This window comes from Bacillus sp. FSL R5-0434, assembly GCF_038004745.1.
Classification (GTDB): Bacteria; Bacillota; Bacilli; order Bacillales; family Bacillaceae; genus Bacillus; species Bacillus halotolerans.
In genome coordinates this window covers 3,543,866-3,562,745 of the sequence record NZ_JBBORV010000001.1, presented here as the reverse complement: position 1 = coordinate 3,562,745, position 18,880 = coordinate 3,543,866, and the positions used below count along the sequence as shown (strand labels likewise).

20 protein-coding genes are annotated in these 18,880 nt (G+C 41.9%); 18 read left to right on the top strand and 2 right to left on the bottom strand.

Features of this window, described 5'->3' with window-relative positions; translation table 11 throughout:
- Positions 1-57 precede the first annotated feature (57 nt).
- The 6 genes from tuaD to NYE43_RS18555 all read left to right on the top strand — a co-directional run bounded on the left by tuaD (position 58) and on the right by NYE43_RS18555 (position 6,925).
- Positions 58-1,443 carry a UDP-glucose 6-dehydrogenase TuaD gene (gene tuaD, locus NYE43_RS18580; protein WP_095712900.1) on the top strand — a complete coding sequence of 462 codons (1,386 nt, stop codon included), beginning with the start codon at positions 58-60 and terminating at the stop codon, positions 1,441-1,443.
- A gap of 84 nt (positions 1,444-1,527) precedes the next feature.
- The gene (gene tuaE / locus NYE43_RS18575) at positions 1,528-2,994 is read left to right on the top strand and encodes a teichuronic acid biosynthesis protein TuaE (protein WP_216393915.1); all 1,467 of its coding nucleotides are present in this window, start codon (positions 1,528-1,530) and stop codon (positions 2,992-2,994) included.
- A gap of 29 nt (positions 2,995-3,023) precedes the next feature.
- Positions 3,024-3,704 carry a teichuronic acid biosynthesis protein TuaF gene (gene tuaF / locus NYE43_RS18570; RefSeq protein WP_101859863.1) on the top strand — a complete coding sequence of 227 codons (681 nt, stop codon included), beginning with the start codon at positions 3,024-3,026 and terminating at the stop codon, positions 3,702-3,704.
- 23 nt (positions 3,705-3,727) lie between these two features.
- Positions 3,728-4,486 carry a teichuronic acid biosynthesis protein TuaG gene (gene tuaG, locus NYE43_RS18565; RefSeq protein WP_024123034.1) on the top strand — a complete coding sequence of 253 codons (759 nt, stop codon included), beginning with the start codon at positions 3,728-3,730 and terminating at the stop codon, positions 4,484-4,486.
- Between the two features lie 28 nt (positions 4,487-4,514).
- Positions 4,515-5,705: a teichuronic acid biosynthesis protein TuaH gene (gene tuaH, locus NYE43_RS18560; protein WP_341062745.1), complete on the top strand. Its 1,191-nt coding sequence runs from the start codon at positions 4,515-4,517 to the stop codon at positions 5,703-5,705.
- Positions 5,706-5,848: 143 nt separating this feature from the next.
- Positions 5,849-6,925, top strand: a complete 1,077-nt coding sequence (locus NYE43_RS18555) for a glycosyltransferase family 4 protein (RefSeq protein ID WP_010332075.1) — start codon at positions 5,849-5,851, stop codon at positions 6,923-6,925.
- 71 nt (positions 6,926-6,996) lie between these two features.
- Here NYE43_RS18555 and NYE43_RS18550 read toward each other — a convergent pair whose 3' ends face one another.
- Both NYE43_RS18550 and NYE43_RS18545 read right to left on the bottom strand, forming a co-directional pair.
- The gene (locus NYE43_RS18550) at positions 6,997-8,175 is read right to left on the bottom strand and encodes an LCP family protein (protein WP_024123032.1); all 1,179 of its coding nucleotides are present in this window, start codon (positions 8,173-8,175) and stop codon (positions 6,997-6,999) included.
- Complete coding sequence (locus NYE43_RS18545) at positions 8,175-8,828, bottom strand: YigZ family protein (RefSeq protein WP_044159478.1); 654 nt, start codon at positions 8,826-8,828, stop codon at positions 8,175-8,177. The genes NYE43_RS18550 and NYE43_RS18545 overlap by 1 nt, the downstream gene beginning before the upstream one ends.
- A 216-nt stretch (positions 8,829-9,044) precedes the next feature.
- On the opposite strand from NYE43_RS18545, the gene degS reads away from it, so the two are divergent.
- The 12 genes from degS (at position 9,045) to NYE43_RS18485 (ending at position 18,863) form a co-directional block, all read left to right on the top strand.
- Positions 9,045-10,202, top strand: a complete 1,158-nt coding sequence (gene degS, locus NYE43_RS18540; RefSeq protein WP_024123030.1) for a two-component sensor histidine kinase DegS — start codon at positions 9,045-9,047, stop codon at positions 10,200-10,202.
- An 82-nt stretch (positions 10,203-10,284) separates the two neighbouring features.
- Entirely contained in the window at positions 10,285-10,974 is a 690-nt protein-coding gene (degU, locus tag NYE43_RS18535; protein WP_003219701.1) for a two-component system response regulator DegU, read from the top strand.
- A 96-nt stretch (positions 10,975-11,070) separates the two neighbouring features.
- Positions 11,071-11,916, top strand: a complete 846-nt coding sequence (locus NYE43_RS18530) for a DegV family protein (protein ID WP_198098077.1) — start codon at positions 11,071-11,073, stop codon at positions 11,914-11,916.
- A gap of 106 nt (positions 11,917-12,022) precedes the next feature.
- Positions 12,023-13,417 carry an ATP-dependent helicase ComFA gene (gene comFA, locus NYE43_RS18525; protein WP_341062355.1) on the top strand — a complete coding sequence of 465 codons (1,395 nt, stop codon included), beginning with the start codon at positions 12,023-12,025 and terminating at the stop codon, positions 13,415-13,417.
- 56 nt (positions 13,418-13,473) lie between these two features.
- Entirely contained in the window at positions 13,474-13,770 is a 297-nt protein-coding gene (locus NYE43_RS18520; protein WP_024123028.1) for a late competence development ComFB family protein, read from the top strand.
- The gene (locus NYE43_RS18515; protein ID WP_216393911.1) at positions 13,734-14,456 is read left to right on the top strand and encodes a double zinc ribbon domain-containing protein; all 723 of its coding nucleotides are present in this window, start codon (positions 13,734-13,736) and stop codon (positions 14,454-14,456) included. The genes NYE43_RS18520 and NYE43_RS18515 overlap by 37 nt, the downstream gene beginning before the upstream one ends.
- 73 nt (positions 14,457-14,529) lie before the next feature.
- A complete protein-coding gene (locus NYE43_RS18510) occupies positions 14,530-14,949 on the top strand; it encodes a TIGR03826 family flagellar region protein (RefSeq protein WP_024123026.1) in 420 nt (139 codons plus the stop codon).
- 79 nt (positions 14,950-15,028) lie between these two features.
- Positions 15,029-15,295 (top strand): flagellar biosynthesis anti-sigma factor FlgM, encoded by a 267-nt coding sequence (flgM, locus tag NYE43_RS18505; RefSeq protein WP_003219712.1) that lies wholly within the window; start codon positions 15,029-15,031, stop codon positions 15,293-15,295.
- Between the two features lie 15 nt (positions 15,296-15,310).
- A complete protein-coding gene (gene flgN / locus NYE43_RS18500) occupies positions 15,311-15,793 on the top strand; it encodes a flagellar protein FlgN (protein ID WP_103671257.1) in 483 nt (160 codons plus the stop codon).
- An 18-nt stretch (positions 15,794-15,811) separates the two neighbouring features.
- Positions 15,812-17,335, top strand: coding sequence for a flagellar hook-associated protein FlgK (gene flgK / locus NYE43_RS18495; protein WP_339234449.1), 1,524 nt, complete (start codon positions 15,812-15,814; stop codon positions 17,333-17,335).
- 9 nt (positions 17,336-17,344) lie between these two features.
- Entirely contained in the window at positions 17,345-18,241 is an 897-nt protein-coding gene (gene flgL / locus NYE43_RS18490) for a flagellar hook-associated protein FlgL (protein WP_095712912.1), read from the top strand.
- 46 nt (positions 18,242-18,287) lie between these two features.
- Entirely contained in the window at positions 18,288-18,863 is a 576-nt protein-coding gene (locus NYE43_RS18485) for a DUF6470 family protein (RefSeq protein WP_216393908.1), read from the top strand.
- The last annotated feature ends 17 nt before the right edge of the window (positions 18,864-18,880 follow it).

The following is an 18,880-nucleotide window of genomic DNA, read 5'->3' as shown; positions in this document are numbered from 1 at the left end:
AAGTAACTGCGACCAATATAAATAGGAAGATGAATTTACAGGAGAGGGATGAGGGCTGTGAAAAAAATTGCTGTCATTGGAACAGGATATGTAGGACTCGTATCAGGCACCTGCTTTGCGGAAATCGGAAATAAAGTGATTTGCTGTGATATCAACGAATCAAAAATCAGAAGTCTGAAAAACGGAGTAATCCCAATCTATGAACCAGGGCTTGCAGATTTAGTTGAAAAAAATGTGTTAGAACAGCGCCTGTCTTTTACTAACGATATTCCGTCTGCCATTCGGGCTTCAGACATTATTTATATTGCAGTCGGGACCCCGATGTCTAAAACAGGCGAAGCTGATTTAACGTATGTCAAAGCGGCTGCGAAAACGATCGGTGAACATCTCACCGGCTACAAAATCATTGTCAATAAAAGCACAGTCCCAGTCGGTACTGGAAAACTGGTTCAATCTATCATTCAAAAAGCTTCGAAGGGAAGATGCTCCTTTGATGTTGTATCCAACCCTGAATTTCTTCGGGAGGGCTCAGCGATTCATGACACGATGAATATGGAGCGTGCCGTCATTGGATCTACCAGTCATAAAGCCGCTTCCATCATAGAGGAACTGCATCAGCCTTTTCATGCTCCTGTTATTAAAACGAATTTAGAAAGTGCAGAGATGATTAAATATGCTGCAAATGCATTTTTGGCTACAAAGATTTCGTTTATTAACGATATCGCGAACATTTGCGAGCGAGTCGGCGCGGACGTCTCAAAAGTTGCTGACGGCGTCGGGCTCGACAGCCGGATCGGCAGAAAGTTCTTGAAAGCGGGTATTGGGTTTGGCGGCTCCTGCTTTCCTAAGGATACAACCGCACTGCTTCAAATTGCCAAAACGGCCGGCTATCCATTTAAGCTCATAGAAGCCGTCATTGAGACAAATGAAAAGCAGCGCGTTCACATTGTAGATAAGCTCTTAACTGTGATGGGAAGCATAAAAGGGAGAACCATTTCCGTGCTCGGATTGGCCTTCAAACCGAATACAAACGATGTGAGGTCCGCTCCAGCTCTCGATATCATTCCAATGCTGCAGCAGCTGGGCGCACAAGTGAAAGCATATGATCCGATTGCCATTCCGGAGGCATCAGCAGTCCTTGGCGACCAGACCGAGTATTACACAGATGTGTATGCTGCGATGGAGGGAACCGACGCATGCCTTATTTTGACCGATTGGCCGGAAGTAAAAGAAATGGAGCTTGTAAAAGCAAAAATGCTTTTAAAACAGCCAATCATCATCGATGGCAGAAATATATTTTCACTCGAAGAAATGCAGGCTGCGGGATACATTTATCACTCCATCGGCCGTCCTGCGGTTCGGGGAACAGAACCTTCCGACCGCTACTTTCCGGCTTTGCCAATGGAAGAACTGGCTAAGGATTTGGGGAGTGTCAATTTATAAAAAGAAAAAGGGTTACTTGTTTGAAGTGCCGGCTGCTTAGGCTCGGCCGCCGGCTCCTGAAACATCAGGAAAGGGGTTAAGCATGTGAGTATCAAACGTTCAGCGGTTCATACGCTTGCGTTACTGGCCGCTGTCATATTGGGGATCGTCCTATTGCTGGGAGCCATCCGCACAGATACAGGTCTTACGCAGATGGCTGCCGTTCTCGCTGTATTGGCTATCGGCCTGTTTGCGCTGACGCTTGCAGCATCATTTACAACAAAAGAACAGCTGTTTATGGCCGTCATCTATATTTTGATTGCCTGCACTTTTTTAAATAATGCTTTTTTCGCGATTCATCTTGGATTCTTTAGTTTGTTTCTTTATCGGCTTTTGCTCATCGCCGCCGGCTGCCTCCATCTTGTGGGGGTACTGCGGAGCCGAACACATATTGAAAAGTGGAACGGGCTGCAAGTAAAAGGGATTTTGCTCTTTTTCGCCTTTTGGTTTTTATATGGCCTTGTTTCCTTGCTATGGGCCAAATCAGTTACAGACGGTCTGAAATATTTAGCCCTGCTGGCGATGGGGATATTTTTTATTTATCTTATTGTGATGTATGTGCAAAAAATGGAACGTCTGATGATTATTTATTCCATCTGGCTGGTGATGACGGTATTTCTGATGATCATCGGTTTTTACAATCATATCACGCATCATCATCTCCCGAGTTCGACTTTGTACAGCGGACCGGAATATAAGCAGCATTATCCGACCTCAGTCTTTTTTAATCAAAATGATTTTGCGACATTTTTGTCGATCAGTTTCTTTTTTTACATCGCAATGGTGAAAAACATAAAGAACGGTTACTTAAAGGGAATTGGCCTTGTGCTCTCGCTTGGTACATTGTATTTAATCTTTGCGACTGGTTCCAGAGCCAGCCTGCTGGGCGTTTTTGCGGGAATAGCCGTCTACATTTTTATTGTCTTGCCGCCTGTTCTGAAAAAAATCGCTATTTGGCTGTCGGCAGCAGGAATTGCGGTCTTTGCGGCTCTTTTTGCCAGCCGGATTTTCGCAGTGTTTTGGAAGCTGTTCCTGGCTCCTCAGACGTCTCATTCATTCCAAGAGACGCTTCCGTCCAATGTGGCCAGAGCCAATCTGTTAAAAAACGCATGGCACTTCTTCCTTGACTCATACGGATTCGGAGTGGGCGCAGGCAATGTGTCTTATTATCTTGAGCATCATGCTTTATATGATACTGACAATGTGACAGAGGTGCACAATTGGCTGGTAGAGATTCTGGCAAACTTCGGCTTGCTTATCATGCTCGGCTATCTGGCCATTTATTTATACCTGATATGGGTGCTTTACAAGTTTTATGAAAGAAAAATGGAAAATCAGTCAAGACTGATCACAGAAGGGCTCATCACAGCTATGGTCAGTTTTCTGGTATCCAGCATCAGCCCAAGCTCTGTCTCAAATTTATTTTTCCATTGGGTATTTCTGGCGCTCGTCATCGCCGCGGTGAATGTCTTAAGGCGATCCAGGCAGCAGCTTGAGCCCATATACCGGTAAACAGACTACAAAAAAGCAGGGAGACTTATATGAAGGATATAGTGATAAGATTAGCCCGGCGCATAAAGAAAAATATCATCTGGATTATATTAGTGCCGCTTATTTTAGGTGCGGCGGGATATATACTGCCGTCCCAAATCGCGGATAAAAAGAGTTACACAGCTGAGGTTACTTTAGCTGTGGGGAGCTATGATCATCCGGTTTATAACAGTACAGAAGAGATTCCGCTCCTGCTGAGGAGTGATGCTTTTTTGAAGGAGGCGCTTCCTGACGAAAAAGATGAAGATCTTGCGGAGATCAAAGAGAAGCTCACCGTGAAATCGGAATCTAAGTCTTTACTGTCTTTGAGCTATGCCGACCAAGATCAGGAAAGAACCGAATCGGTGTTAAACGCTGTTTCCTCCACCTTTCTCAAAAACGACCAAAAGCTGTTTGAGGAAAGAGAAGCCGTCATCCGCCGCAGCATAGACGCGCTGGAAGGTGAAACGGTGAGCGAGGATTCCAAGGTGGATAAAGAAAGATTTTTGTATGAGCTGAAAAACACACAGCTTAATCTGAAAGCGGCCAGTGCCGTTGATTCTGAAACCGTAAGTGAGGCATCAGGCGGAGGAATGTCCCCGAAAAAGAAAGCGGTTCTGGGTGTTCTGATCGGCATAACGATTGCCTTTATGTTCGTTGTCATTCCTGAATTTTTCAGAGAGTCCTTCTAAAATCATACGATGGAGATGTGATCATGACCAACTGGAAACCTCTCGTATCTGTCATTACACCTTCTTATAATGCGCGTGACTATATTGAAGACACGATTCATTCAGTGTTAGATCAGAGCCACCCTCATTGGGAAATGATTATCGTGGATGATTGCTCAACGGACGGCACACGCGACATTTTAAAGCAGTATGAGAAGATAGATGAAAGAATTCATGTGATCTTTCTGGAAGAGAACAGCGGAGCCGCGATAGCAAGAAATAAAGCGCTGGAACATGCCCAAGGACGCTATGTGGCATTTTTGGACAGTGATGATAAATGGAAAAAAGACAAACTGAAAAGGCAGCTTGATTTTATGATGGAGCGGTCCTGTGCGTTTTCCTTTACAGGCTACAGTTTAATGTCGCAGGACGGGGTGCCGATGGATAAATTCATTCATGCTCCCGAAAGCCTGACATATGATGATGCTCTTAAAAATACCATTATCGGCTGTCTAACGGTGATGATTGACAGGGAACAGACGGGACAGATCCAAATGCCGAATATTAGAACGAGGCAAGACTTGGCAACATGGCTGTCTCTTTTAAAAAAGGGTTTTACAGCTTACGGAATGAATGAGTGTTTAGCTGAATACCGGCTTGTCAATAATTCGATTTCAAGCAACAAATGGAAGGCTGCAAAAAAAACATGGTTTGTCTACAGAGAGATCGAACGGCTCCATTTAATGAAAGCGACATGGTGTTTTGTTCAATATGCGAAAAACGCGGTGAAAAAAAGACTGTAACCGCAAACAGAGAGAAAAGGTGATGAAGGTGGAAACAAAAGCAATGATTCACGTCATCGTGGCTACTGCTGAATGGGGAAAAGATCAATTGAGGTACAGACGGCATCGATTGGCTGAATTTTTAGCTGCTCAGGAAGAAACAAAGGAAGTCATCTGGGTCTGCCCGGCTCCGCGCACCCAAAGGATGGAATTTCAGCAAGTTCACTCCGGCATCCGGCAGTTTGCCGTAAAGGACTTGCTGCAAAAGAAAATGTTTCGCTTCGGACGGTATACCGATGTGTTTTATAAGCATAAGCTCTCACCTTTATTAGAAGAGCTGAAATCCGCTTCAGCCAGAGGTGAACGCTGCTGCTTATGGTACACGTTTCCCGGATTCCCGCTGCTGTCTTCCCTGTATCCTTGGGATCAGGTGATTTATGATTGCAGTGACTTGTGGGCGGCGCCGATCAGCGGACGTTCCAATATGCTTTCCGAGTTCAGGCGGAAAGTCATCAAAACAGCGGAGCTGCGAATTATCGAGCGTGCCGATTCCATTACTTGTTCATCAGAGTACCTGCACAATGAAGTTGACAAAAAGCTGACAGCGGGACAAGAAAAGGTTCATACCATTGAAAACGGTGTTGAATATGACCTGTTTTCAGAACATAAAGCGGTTCCCGATCGAAGCATCTTGCAGGGAAGAGAAGGGGCTGTACTGGGATTTATCGGCGGGATTAAACCAAAGCTGGATTTTAAATTGATTGAAGAAGCGGCTCTGAGAAAACCCGATTGGACATTTTTATGGGTCGGCCCGGACGCCACCAATGGTGACACAGCGTTTCAAGAGCTTCTGAAGCTTTCCAATGTGATATGGACGGGACCGGCAGATCCGAAAGAAGTTCCGCATTTTATGGAACTGATTAATGTCGGTATTATGCCTTATAAAAAGTCATCCTATAACCAAGCGGTTTTCCCGCTTAAGCTATTTGAATTTTTAGCAGCAGGAAAGCCGGTCGTCGGCTCTAACCTTCCGTCAACTTCTAAAATGCAAAAGCCGTATATTTACGAATATATGGAAGGCAATGACCATAATGATTTTATAACTGCGTGCGAGAAAGTGCTTGAAAAAGACGGAGACGAGACATACAAAGAGATGCGGCGAAACATTGCCCGAACACAAGATTGGAATGTTTTATTCAAACAAATCATGAAATATACAGGTATTCAAAAACATGCGTAGTCCTTTAATTGGGATGCGCGTTTTTTGATTATACGTGTTTCTTTTTGATGAAGCTTGTTATAATAACTAAGGAGAAGGTATAATGGAAGGAACGGTTCTCTATATAAATAAAGACTTCATATAATTCCAAAGGAGACTTCTTTATGCTTGACGAACGCATGATTCGCATTGTTGTTGCGTTTATTGTCTCGCTGCTAACGGTTTTAATCATAACCCCAATCGTAAAAAGGATTGCGATTAAAATAGGTGCAGTTGATCAGCCCGGCAATCGAAAAGTACATGATAAAATCATGCCCCGAATGGGCGGGCTGGCCATATTTATCGGGGTGGTTACAGGTGTGCTTGTATCCGGTATATACACAGAAACAAGAATGACGGCTATCACAGTCGGGGCATTTATCATTATTGTGTTGGGAATTCTTGACGATAAATATCAATTAAGCGCAAAAGTTAAATTTATCATTCAATTAGCCGTAGCTATTATGATTGTAAGCACAGGCTTAAAAATGGACTTTTTCTCAGTACCTTTTTTAGCTGAGCGATTTGAATTGGGCTGGATGGCATATCCGCTGACTGTATTATGGATTGTCGGCATCACAAACGCGATGAACCTGATTGACGGATTGGACGGCCTTGCAGCAGGTCTTTCTGTTATCGGCCTGTCCACGATTGCAGTTATGGCGTTATCTGGCGGAAAAGTACTCATTCTGTCACTTTCATTAGTTGTTATCGCAAGTACGCTCGGATTTTTGTTCTACAATTTTCATCCGGCAAAAATCTTTATGGGGGATACGGGATCACTGTTTTTAGGGTATGTCATTTCCATTCTCTCATTGTTAGGGCTGTATAAAAGCGTAACATTGTTCAGTATTGTCATTCCGATTATTATATTAGGCGTGCCGATTTTTGACACAACATTTGCAATCATAAGACGGATACTAAACAAACAGCCGATTTCGGCGCCCGATAAATCACATATTCACCATAGGCTGATGGCCTTTGGCCTTTCACATCGGATGTCGGTCATTGTCATCTACCTGATTGGATTTATTTTCAGCATCAGTGCAATCGTGCTGAAAAGCGCTACAATTTGGCTTTCCCTGTTTATTATCTTTATCTTAATTATATTTATGCAAATAATAGCAGAAGTTACGGGACTCGTGAATGAACGTTTTAAGCCATTTACAAAATTCTATAAACGTCTTGTGAAAAGAAATTAAAACACCGGTTCTATGAGCCGGTGTTTTTTCTGCGCAAAAAAGCCCGATCCGTTAAAGGACCGGGCTTTTTTTCAATATGATGAGTCAGTTGTTGAATTTGTTGTGCCGTTTGAGCTTGTGCTGCTGTCATTTGTGTAGCCGCTTCCGCTCGTAGTGCCGTCTGTTGCAGTGCTTCCGTCAGTGCTTGAACTGCCAGTGCTGTCTGATGTTGAGCCATCGGTACTGGAGCTGTCAGTGCTTGAACTGCTAGTATCAGGAACATAATCTAGATGTTCTTGAAGCGTTTTTCTGACGTTTTCCAGATTCGCAGCATCCGGTTCAAAATAATACGTGTTGTTAGGCCCTAAATACAAATCAGAACCAGTAATTGACAGCGTGTCAATTTTCTTGCTGGTAAAGCCGCTGTAAATTTGCTGTAAGGCTAAACCTTCAGTAATGCGAATATTGGTTTCTACGTTTTCACTGGCTGTTTCTGCGATTTTATCAATTTTTGCAATATTGCTTGCGCTGGACATCCGATCGATCAACGCGTTTAAAATTTGTTTCTGTCTGTCATTACGGCCGAAATCTCCGCGTTTATCCTGCTTTCTCATGCGGGCATACGCCAAGGCTTTTTCACCATTTAAATGCATCTCGCCTTTTTTGAAATAAATACGTTTGCTTTCGTCCACATCGCTTTTTTCATCAAAGTCGAAAGGTACATCTACATCAATACCGCCAACTTCATTAATAACATCTTTAAATCCGTCAAAATCGACTGTTACATATTTATCGATTGGGATTTGCAAGAAGTTTTCAACAGTCTCAACAGTCTCATCTTTTCCGCCTTTGCTGTAAGCGGAATTGATCTTTGTTTTGCTGCCGGTTGTGTCACTTGCTAATTGCACACGTGTATCGCGCGGAATGCTCAGCATTTTCATGGTTTTATTTTTTGGATCAAGGGTAACTACAATAAGAGAGTCAGATCTCCCTTTTTGTCCTTTTGTCGCGTAATCTTCGATTCCCATAAATAAAATAGAAAATGGTTTTTTCTTCATATCTACAACTTCACTGCGAAGATTTGATTTATCTCCGCGGGAAAGCGCATCGTATGAATCATCCGCAGCGTTAATGGTTTTATATAGTTTATATCCTCCGAGACCTACAACTACCAATAATGCAAGGACGAACAACAACATAATCCTTTTTAAAATTTTTCTGCGTTTGCTCTTTTTCTTTTTGCGCACACGCACTCTAACGCGTTCAGCCATTATTCAGTCTCCTTTATGTGATTGACGGCTTTTTCAAGATACGTCAACTCTCCCTCTGTAATATCACTTTTTCCATTTGTTAACTCTGTCATCCACTCAGAAAACGATTGTGTTTCTTTTTCTTCTACATATGCTTCGAATTCTACGTTTTCTGCATAATGAATTTCTTTTAATAGAAAAGGTGATTCCCTTAATTCATTTTCAATCTTGCCAAGCCAAGTATAATCTGCGGAAGTATGCATAACCCTCATAAGCTTCCGTTCTACAACACCTATATGGTTTAATCCTTCAGACACTGACTTCCCATAAGCGCGGATTAAACCGCCTGCTCCCAGCTTTATGCCGCCGAAGTAACGCGTAACAACAGCACAAGTATCCTTAAGTCCGCGTTTTTTTAGCACCTCGAGCATAGGTACTCCTGCGGTGCCGCTCGGTTCTCCGTCATCATTGGCTTTTTGGATATGATCGTTTTCGCCAATTACGTAAGCTGAGCAATTATGAGTTGCATTCCAGTGCTGTTTCTTTATTTTCTGTATAAATTCCTGTGCTTCTTGTTCGGTAGAAACACGGCTTAAATGACAGATAAAACGCGATTTTTCTATAACAATCTCGTGTTCTCCTGCTTCTTTCACAGTAAAATAGCTGTGCAGCATGCTTGCTGACCCCCTGCTAAGCATAAAAGACCGCCTATACAAATTCGTACAGTCTTTAGAATTTTTGTGCGTATTTTGTTATCATAAAGAGTAAGAAGGTACATAAAATTGTTTTTTTCTAGAATATACGCATTCTTTCATTATAATTCGACACAATTTGCAGATCAATTACATTTATAATAAAAATATATGACAACACCGTGACGGAGGGAAATTATGAATAAAACAAAGATGGATTCCAAAGTTCTGGATTCTATTTTGATGAAGATGCTGAAAACCGTTGACGGGAGCAAGGATGAGGTTTTTCAAATCGGGGAGCAGTCACGCCAGCAGTATGAACAGCTGGTCGAAGAACTGAAACAAATTAAACAGCAGGTTTATGAAGTCATCGAGCTTGGTGATAAACTTGAAGTGCAAACCCGCCATGCGCGAAACCGTTTATCCGAGGTCAGCCGCAATTTTCATAGATTCAGTGAAGAAGAAATCCGCAACGCTTATGAAAAAGCCCATAAGCTGCAAGTAGAACTGACGATGATCCAGCAGCGTGAAAAGCAATTGCGCGAACGCCGGGACGATTTGGAACGCAGACTGTTAGGCCTTCAGGAAATCATCGAACGCTCAGAATCACTAGTGAGCCAGATTACGGTCGTGCTGAACTATCTGAATCAGGATCTTCGGGAGGTTGGGCTGCTTCTTGCTGATGCGCAGGCAAAACAGGATTTTGGCTTGAGAATTATTGAAGCGCAGGAAGAAGAGAGAAAAAGAGTCTCGAGAGAAATTCACGACGGTCCTGCACAAATGCTGGCAAATGTTATGATGAGATCGGAATTAATTGAACGGATTTTCCGAGACCGAGGCGCTGAAGACGGATTCCAGGAAATCAAAAATCTCCGCCAAAATGTGCGGAATGCTCTTTACGAAGTGAGACGGATTATATATGATTTAAGACCGATGGCCCTTGATGACTTAGGCCTGATTCCAACTTTGCGGAAATATCTATATACAACCGAAGAATATAACGGTAAGGTGAAAATACATTTTCAGTGCATCGGCGATACGGAGGACAAACGACTCGCGCCTCAGTTTGAAGTTGCGCTCTTCAGACTCGCACAGGAAGCTGTATCCAATGCGTTAAAGCATTCTGGATCTGAAGAAATTACAGTCAAAGTTGAGATTACAAAGGATTTTGTGATTTTAATGATAAAAGATAACGGCAAAGGATTTGACCTGAAGGAAGCGAAAGAGAAGAAAAACAAATCATTCGGCTTGCTTGGAATGAAAGAAAGAGTAGATTTATTGGAAGGGACCATGACTATAGATTCAAAAATAGGTCTTGGGACATTTATCATGATTAAGGTTCCGTTATCTCTTTGACTATGATTTGTAAAATAGAGCCAAAAGGCATATTGACCGAATACCAGAGTATATAGAACAATAATACAAGGAGGCGTGGCTTGTGACTAAAGTAAACATTGTTATTATCGACGACCATCAGTTATTTCGTGAAGGTGTTAAGCGGATATTGGATTTTGAACCTACCTTTGAAGTGGTAGCGGAAGGAGACGACGGAGATGAAGCGGCTCGTATTGTTGAGCACTATCATCCTGATGTCGTGATCATGGATATCAATATGCCGAACGTAAATGGCGTGGAAGCTACAAAGCAGCTTGTAGAGCTGTATCCTGAATCTAAAGTAATTATTCTATCAATTCACGATGACGAGAATTATGTAACACATGCCCTGAAAACAGGTGCAAGAGGTTATCTGCTGAAAGAGATGGATGCTGATACACTAATTGAAGCGGTTAAAGTAGTTGCCGAGGGCGGTTCTTACCTTCACCCGAAGGTTACTCACAACCTCGTAAACGAATTCCGACGTCTTGCAACAAGCGGAGTTTCTGCTCATCCTCAGCATGAGGTCTATCCAGAGATTCGCAGACCATTACATATTTTAACAAGACGGGAATGTGAAGTGCTGCAAATGCTTGCAGACGGAAAAAGCAACCGTGGCATCGGTGAATCATTGTTTATCAGTGAAAAAACTGTTAAAAACCATGTCAGCAATATCTTACAAAAAATGAATGTAAACGACCGGACGCAAGCCGTGGTGGTCGCCATTAAAAATGGTTGGGTAGAAATGAGATAGCATGAAATTGGACTTGCCTTTTTGAGGCAGGTCTTTTTTTAGGCTTCTGTTTCCCTTACAATAGAGTCATAAAGTGATAAGGCAGGTAACGAAGCTATGAATATTGCAGTAGTAACAGATAGTACGGCATATATTCCAAAAGAAATGCGTGAACAAAATCATATACACATGATTCCTCTCCAGGTTGTTTTTGGGGATGAAACATATCATGAAGAAACAGAAATGGACTGGAGAAGCTTTTACCAAGAAGTGAAAAAGCATACAGAGCTTCCATCCACTTCTCAGCCTGCGATCGGCGAGCTGGTTGCTTTGTATGAAGAGCTCGGCAAGTCATATGATGCGGTGATCAGTATTCATCTTTCTAGCGGAATTAGCGGAACGTTCAGCAGTGCAGCTGCAGCGAATACAATGGTCGATAATATTGAAGTATACCCGTTTGACTCAGAGATCAGCTGTCTGGCTCAAGGTTTTTATGCTCTGAAAGCAGCTGAATTGATCAGAAATGGAGCGTCATCGCCGGAAGATATTATAAAAGAACTGGAAGAAATGAAAAAAACCGTTCGGGCATATTTTATGGTGGATGATTTAACACATCTTCAGCGAGGCGGACGATTAAGCAGTGCTCAAGCCTTTATTGGGAGTCTTCTCAAGGTAAAGCCTATTCTTCATTTTGACAATAAGGTAATTGTGCCTTTTGAGAAGATCCGTACACGCAAAAAAGCGATTTCGCGGATTTACGAGCTTTTAGATGAAGACGCGAGTAAGGGCATGCCGATGAAAGCTGCCGTTATTCACGCTAATCGAGAAGAAGAAGCATCGAGTATTATTGAAGAGCTCTCTGCAAAATATCCGCATGTTGAATTTTATAACAGCTACTTTGGTGCGGTTATAGGCACTCATCTTGGTGAAGGTGCAATAGGAATCTGCTGGTGTTTTAAATAAATGATGAAATCTCCGTTTTAGAAGCGGAGATTTTTTTATATTCTTTTTTTAGCTGTTAGACAGAATATTTTCATTCCGGCATAATATCTCGCAAGGAGGCCGTACTATGCAGACTAAGACATCAGAATCGAACAGCCTATTCTCTAAAGAACTGCAGCAGCAGCTTCAGGGCCGTCATCTGCTTAAAACAGAAATCCCATTTTCTGACGAGATCATTGATTGGCATATCGAGCATGGTTATATATCTGCCGAGGAGTCTATATCAAAAAATAAATGGGGATATAGATGCAATAGATGCGGTCAAAATGATCAACAGTATTTTTCTTCGTATATTTCATCAGGAGAAGATAAAGTATACTGCCGCTCTTGTGTCATGATGGGCAGAGTGAGTGAGGATATTTCTTTATATTCCTGGTGCAAGGAGGCAGAGGCAAACTGGAAGCCTATAAAACTGACTTGGGATGGAAAGCTGTCAAGCGGACAGCAAAAGGCAGCTGACGTCTTAATTGAAGCAATTTCGAAGCAAGAAGAGCTCCTTATTTGGGCTGTTTGCGGCGCAGGTAAAACTGAATTATTATTCCAAGGTATAGAATCGGCATTAAATCTAAGACTGCGTGTTTGTATTGCGACCCCGCGCACCGATGTTGTTTTAGAGCTTGCTCCGAGACTGAAGGCTGCATTTCAGGGTGCTGATATTTCAGTTCTATACGGAGGAAGTGATGACAAAGGGCGTTTATCTCCGCTTATGATTTCCACAACCCATCAGCTTTTGCGCTATAAAGACGCATTCGACGTCATGATCGTTGATGAAGTGGATGCTTTTCCATATTCCGCTGATCAAACTCTTCAATTCGCTGTTCAAAAAGCGAGAAAGAAAAACAGCACTCTTGTTTATCTAAGCGCAACACCTCCTAAAGAATTAAAAAGAAAAACATATAAAGGTGAGTTAAAATCCGTTCGCATACCGGCCAGATACCATCGGAAGCCATTGCCTGAACCGCGCTTTCAGTGGTGCGGAAACTGGAAAAAGAAATTAACCCGAAACAAAATCCCAAATGCGGTAAAAAGATGGATAGAACAGCATGTGAAAGAAGGAAGGCCCGTTTTTTTATTTGTTCCTTCCATTTCTGTTCTGGTAAAAGCTGCTTCCTGTTTTAAAAACATGAATTATCGAACAGCGGCTGTACATGCGGAAGATAAGCTCAGAAAAGAAAAAGTGCAGCAATTTCGAGACGGTCAGTTTGATCTGTTAATCACAACAACAATATTGGAAAGAGGTGTCACAGTTCCTATGGTCCAAACAGGCATCTTAGGGGCAGAATCGCCCATCTTTACGGAAAGCGCGCTTGTGCAAATCGCGGGAAGGACAGGACGGCATAAAAAACATGCAGACGGCGATGTCATTTATTTTCACTTCGGAAAAACAAAGAGTATGATAGAGGCAAGAAAACATATAAAAATAATGAATGAATTGGCTTTAAAAAATAAATTGATAGACTAGTTAATATTTAAAAACATGATACAGTATACTCATATAACTAATGAGGAGCTGTAAAAATGCTTGTCAATTCAAAAGAAATCATGATGGAAGAACTTCTTGACCGATATATGGATCAGCTTCATATGACCTGCACTTGCCAAGTATGCAAAAATGATGTACTTGCACTTTCTTTAAACCAAGTAAGACCAGCTTACGTCACTGATTTAAAAAAGATTGCATATACGAAAGCTGAGCTGGTAGATAAACAGAAAAACACGGCTATGCTTGTGATTTTGGCTGAAGCAGCTGCTGTGGTATCGGAGAATCCGAGTGATCAATGCGAAACGAGACAGGAGGAGGCTCTAAAAAACTGATCTGTCTATTATGTGATTCACAATTTTCTCAAGCTGTTTCATGGTGCTCACTATTCTTATTAAAACCTGACGACAGGGTCTGTCAGTCCTGCAGAAACAAATTACAGATCATCAAAGGGGCCATCTGTCCGCTTTGCGGCAGGCCTCAAACCGCTCATGAAGTGTGCGCGGATTGCGAGGCATGGAAATCAAGAATAGATGACGGCTTAAGGCTCAGTCAAAACCGTTCTGTTTACTTATATAATGACATGATGAAAGAAACGCTCGCCCGAATGAAATTCAGGGGAGATGCAGCGATAATAAGCGCTTTTAAAAATGACTTTTCCTCAGAATTCTCTGCTGTCTATCCAGATAAACGCCTTGTGCTCGTTCCCATTCCGTTAAGCGAAGAACGGAAAGCAGAACGCGGCTTTAACCAGTCACAAATGCTTGCTGAATGCTTAAACCGGCCCATCCTCAATCCTCTCATCCGCTTGAATCATGAAAAGCAGTCTAAGAAAAAGAAAACGGAGCGCCTGCTTTCAGAGCATGTTTTTGAAACAAAAAACAGCTCCGTTGAGGGTATGGATATCGTTTTAATCGACGATCTTTATACTACGGGAGCCACTTTGCACTATGCTGCCCGCTGTTTATTGGAGAAAGGCAAAGCTGGTTCTGTGTCATCTTTTACCTTAGTGAGAAGCTAAATGATTCAATTTTTGTGCCGATATAATGTCTAGAAATTACTGCAGGCATATTAATGAATAAGGAGTAAAAATGATGGGTGAACTGGCGAATTGTCCGAAATGCAATGCTTTATTTTTAAAAACAAAGCTGCAAACCGTGTGTCAGGCGTGTATTAAGGAAGAAGAAAAATCATTTGAGACTGTGTATAAATTTTTAAGGAAACAGGAAAACAGGCAATCAACACTGAGCCGCATAACTGAGGAAACAGGTGTGGAGGAAGAGCTGATTTTAAAATTCATCAGGCAAAAGCGAATCCAAATCACTCATCTGCCGAATTTGGCATACCCTTGTGAAAGGTGCGGGACATCGATTAGGGAAGGCAAGTTCTGCAAGGCTTGCCAGTCCGATATAAAGGATCAAATAGATCATCTGAACCAAGAATCCGCATTGAAAACAGAACGGGAAAATAGTAAAAAAGACACATACTATGCCTATAATACCAAAAACAGCTGATTCCCTAAACTAACTGAAAACGCAGTCGATAAAAGGGTTAGATTGTTTAAAGACTGCAACGGAAAGCGAGAGGAATCCTATGAAAATCAATCAATTTGGAACACAATCCGTTAATCCATACCAAAAAAATTATGAAAAGCAAGCGGTGCAAAAAACTGCTGCACAGCCTAAAGATAAAATTGAAATTTCATCACAGGCTAAGGAACTGCAAAATGCATCCGACGCAGTCACTGGTTCACGCCAGGAAAAAATTGAGCAGCTTAAAGCGCAAATTGAAAACGGGTCATACAAAGTAGACGCAAATCATATAGCGAAAAATATGATTAATTTTTATAAAAAGCAATAAAAAAGGAGAAAGCCCATGTCAGCAAAGCCAATTATTGAACAATTGAAGCGACTTTGCGTTCTGCATGAGCATCTGCTCACGCTGTCTGAGGAAAAGACGGAAGCGCTCAAAGCCGGCAAAACAAAAGAGCTTTCTAACATTTTGACAAAGGAACAAAAATATATTCAAGCTATCGGGCAGACAGAAGATGACCGGATCAAAGCGGCTTCCGCCTTTCTCGGATTCAGCGAAAATAACACCATTTCTGCTTGTATCGCCAAAACTTCAGGCAGTGAAAAGGAAGAGCTGGAACAACTATATGAAGCTCTTTCTAACGTTCTCGGACATCTGAAAGAAGTGAATGAGATGAATAGGCAGTTGACGAGAGACGCGCTGCAATTCATCTCTATTTCGTACGATATGCTGGTTCCTAAGGAAAATAATTTCAATTACAGCAAATCAATTAAAGCTGAGCTTCCAAAGAGCAGCCGGATGAAACTTTTTGATTCAAAAGCTTAGCAGAAAGGAATTCAGAATATGACATCTACCTTTATGGGTCTTGAAACTGCAAGGCGGGCGTTAAGCGCTCAGCAAGCAGCGTTAAGCACTACTGCAAATAATGTGGCAAATGCCAATACTGATGGTTATACAAGACAGCGAGTCTCATTAGAGGCAACGGACTATTTCCCTGCTGTATCAAAAAATGCAGAAAAAACTGCGGGACAAATGGGAACGGGTGTACAAGGCAAGTCAGTTGAAAGAATCAGAGACATCTTTCTTGACTACCAATACCGCCTCCAAAACAACAGTTCTGGATATTATGACACGAAGGCTAAAGCCCTGTCCCAAATGGAAGGGATTATGAATGAGACTGGTGGCAGCGGATTAAACAGTGTGCTAAATTCATTTTGGAATTCTCTGCAAGAACTATCCAATAATGCAAATGAGGACAGTGCGCGTTCTGTTGTCTCTCAAAAAGGACAGGCTGTTGCTGATACGTTTAATCATATTTCTGAGTCCCTTACAAAAGTTCAATCAAATTTAAAAGCAGAACTAGATACTAGTGTACTAGATGTTAATTCACTGCTATCTCAATTAAACAGTCTCAATAAGCAAATTGCACAGGTAGAACCAGTCGGTCTGCTTCCGAATGGTTTATACGATCAACGTGATTTGCTGATTGATAAATTATCTTCAATTGTTGATGTCAAAGTGAGCTACAACAAATCAGGCGGGAATGCGCTTGCTTCTTCGGAAGGAACTGTATCGATCGAAATCCTGGATAAAAATAAACAGTCGCTGGGAACTGTTCTGGACGGAAAAAATTATGAGGTTTCAGAGCTGAAAGCTAACTATGATAATGAAACGGGCTTAGTGACAAGTATTTCAATTGGAGACACTGCGGTTCAAGCTGAGTCGTTCAGCAGCAATGGATCACTGTTAGGATTTATACAGTCTTATGGATATGTCACGGCAGACGGCAAAGAAAAGGGCATATATCCGGAGATGCTTTCAGATTTTGATAATATGGCGCTCGAATTTGCAAAAGCTTTCAATGAAGTACACCGAAATGGTCTGACAGAGAGCGGTGAACAAGGCGGGGACTTTTTTGATTTTACCGGGGGTGAAACTGAGCCGGCAAAAGGCGCAGCAGGTAAGATTAAAGTCACTGACAGCATAAAAGATTCAAAAGGCGCGAATATCGCTTTCTCACTTACTGGAGCAGCAAACGATAATTCAAACGCAACGAATTTAGCAAATGTGTTAACTGGGGACATCACCATTAACGGAAAAGAAACGAGTGTGCTAGATTATTATGCTGGTCTCATTGGCGAGCTGGGGATCAAAGCTCAAGAGGCGAATCGGCTGGCATCTAATACAGAAACACAGCTGAATGATGCAGACATAAACCGTCAGCAAATGAGCGCTGTTTCTTTAGATGAAGAAATGACCAATATGATTCAATTCCAACACGCATACAATGCTGCCGCAAGAATGGTAACGTTACAAGACGAAATCCTTGATAAAGTAATTAATGGCATGGGTGTCGGGGGAAGGTAGGTAGATCAAATGAGAGTAACACAAGGCATGATTCAGCAAAACTCATTGAGATATATCGGTTCAAGCTACTCAAAGCTGGATAAACTTCAATCACAGATTTCTTCCGGAAAAAAAATCTCAAAAGCTTCCGATGATCCAGTAGTAGCTATGAAAAGCTTAAAGTACAATACGCAATTATCTCAAGTTCAGCAATACCAAAGTAATGCTTCTCAAGCCTTTACTTGGCTTGAAAACACAGAAACAAACATTACTGAAGGAATTGACATTATGTCAAAGGTCAGAGAGTTAGCTGTTCAAGCTAAGAATGACACAAATGGTGGAGCAGAATTGCAAGCTATTGGTGTAGAAGTAAAACAATTAAAAGAACAGCTCTTAAATATTGCTAATACACAAGTGAACGGCAGATATATCTTCAATGGCACTAATTCAGATACACCTCCAGTTAAAGACAACGGTGACGGAACTTATACGATTTCTGATACGGCTGACGTTATTGTCAATATATCGGATAATATGTCATTAAAGGTAAACTCAGATCCGAAGGCAGCCTTTGGCGGTACTTCTGGAAGCGGACAAAATGTGTTTGAAATGCTAAATTCATTTGAGACAGCACTTAATTCAGGCTCTTTGGACGATGTGGACAGCGTTTTAGATGATATTGATCAATTTTCTGACGGTATGAGTGCAGAACGATCTGATATTGGAGCGAGATATAACCGTCTTGAACTGATTAATACAAGACTTTCAGCTCAAGAAGAAACAGCTACAAAAGTGTTGTCAGACAATGAAGACGTAGAACTGGAAGAAATAATAACTGAATTTATTGCGCAGCAAAGCGTGCACAGGGCTACTCTGGCTGTAAATGCGCAAATTGTTCAGCCTACATTGATCGACTTTTTAAAGTAAGCGGCTCTCAGGAGTTCGCTTTTTTTATAGTTTAGGAGGTAGAGTGATGCAAATTCCCAGATTGATTATGCATAGTGTTCAAGGGAAAATTGGTTTAACAACGACGCCTGCCAGCTTAAAAATGGAGCAGCCGCAAGCCGACTTGGAAATTGAACAGCCAAGCGCGGAAATGGAAATATCGGTGACCCCGGGAAAACTCACGATTGACCAGACGCAAGCATGGGAAGAATTAGACAGAAAGCATATATCCAAAAGAATCGAAGAAGCTGCCCAACAAGGGCATGAGGATGTAATCGAAGGGATAGCCCGTACTGCAGAAGAAGGCGACGAGCTTATGAGAATTGAAAATAAGGGGAACCCAATCGCTTCACAAGCAAAGAGGAACTCTGAGATGCACCAAATTCAATTAGGCGAACATTATGCTCCTTCTCTTTCAAGGGTGAAAATACAATATACCCCGTCACAGCTTGATATTCAGATTACGCCGCGAAAGCCTGTTATTCAGGCTGAACCGCATAAGCCGATTGTTGAATATACGCCTGGAAATGTTGAGGTTGACATGCTCCAATACCCTGATTTAAATATAGAGGTAGAAAACCTAAAAGAATCACTCGAAAAGTAAAAAGAAAAGGATCGTGA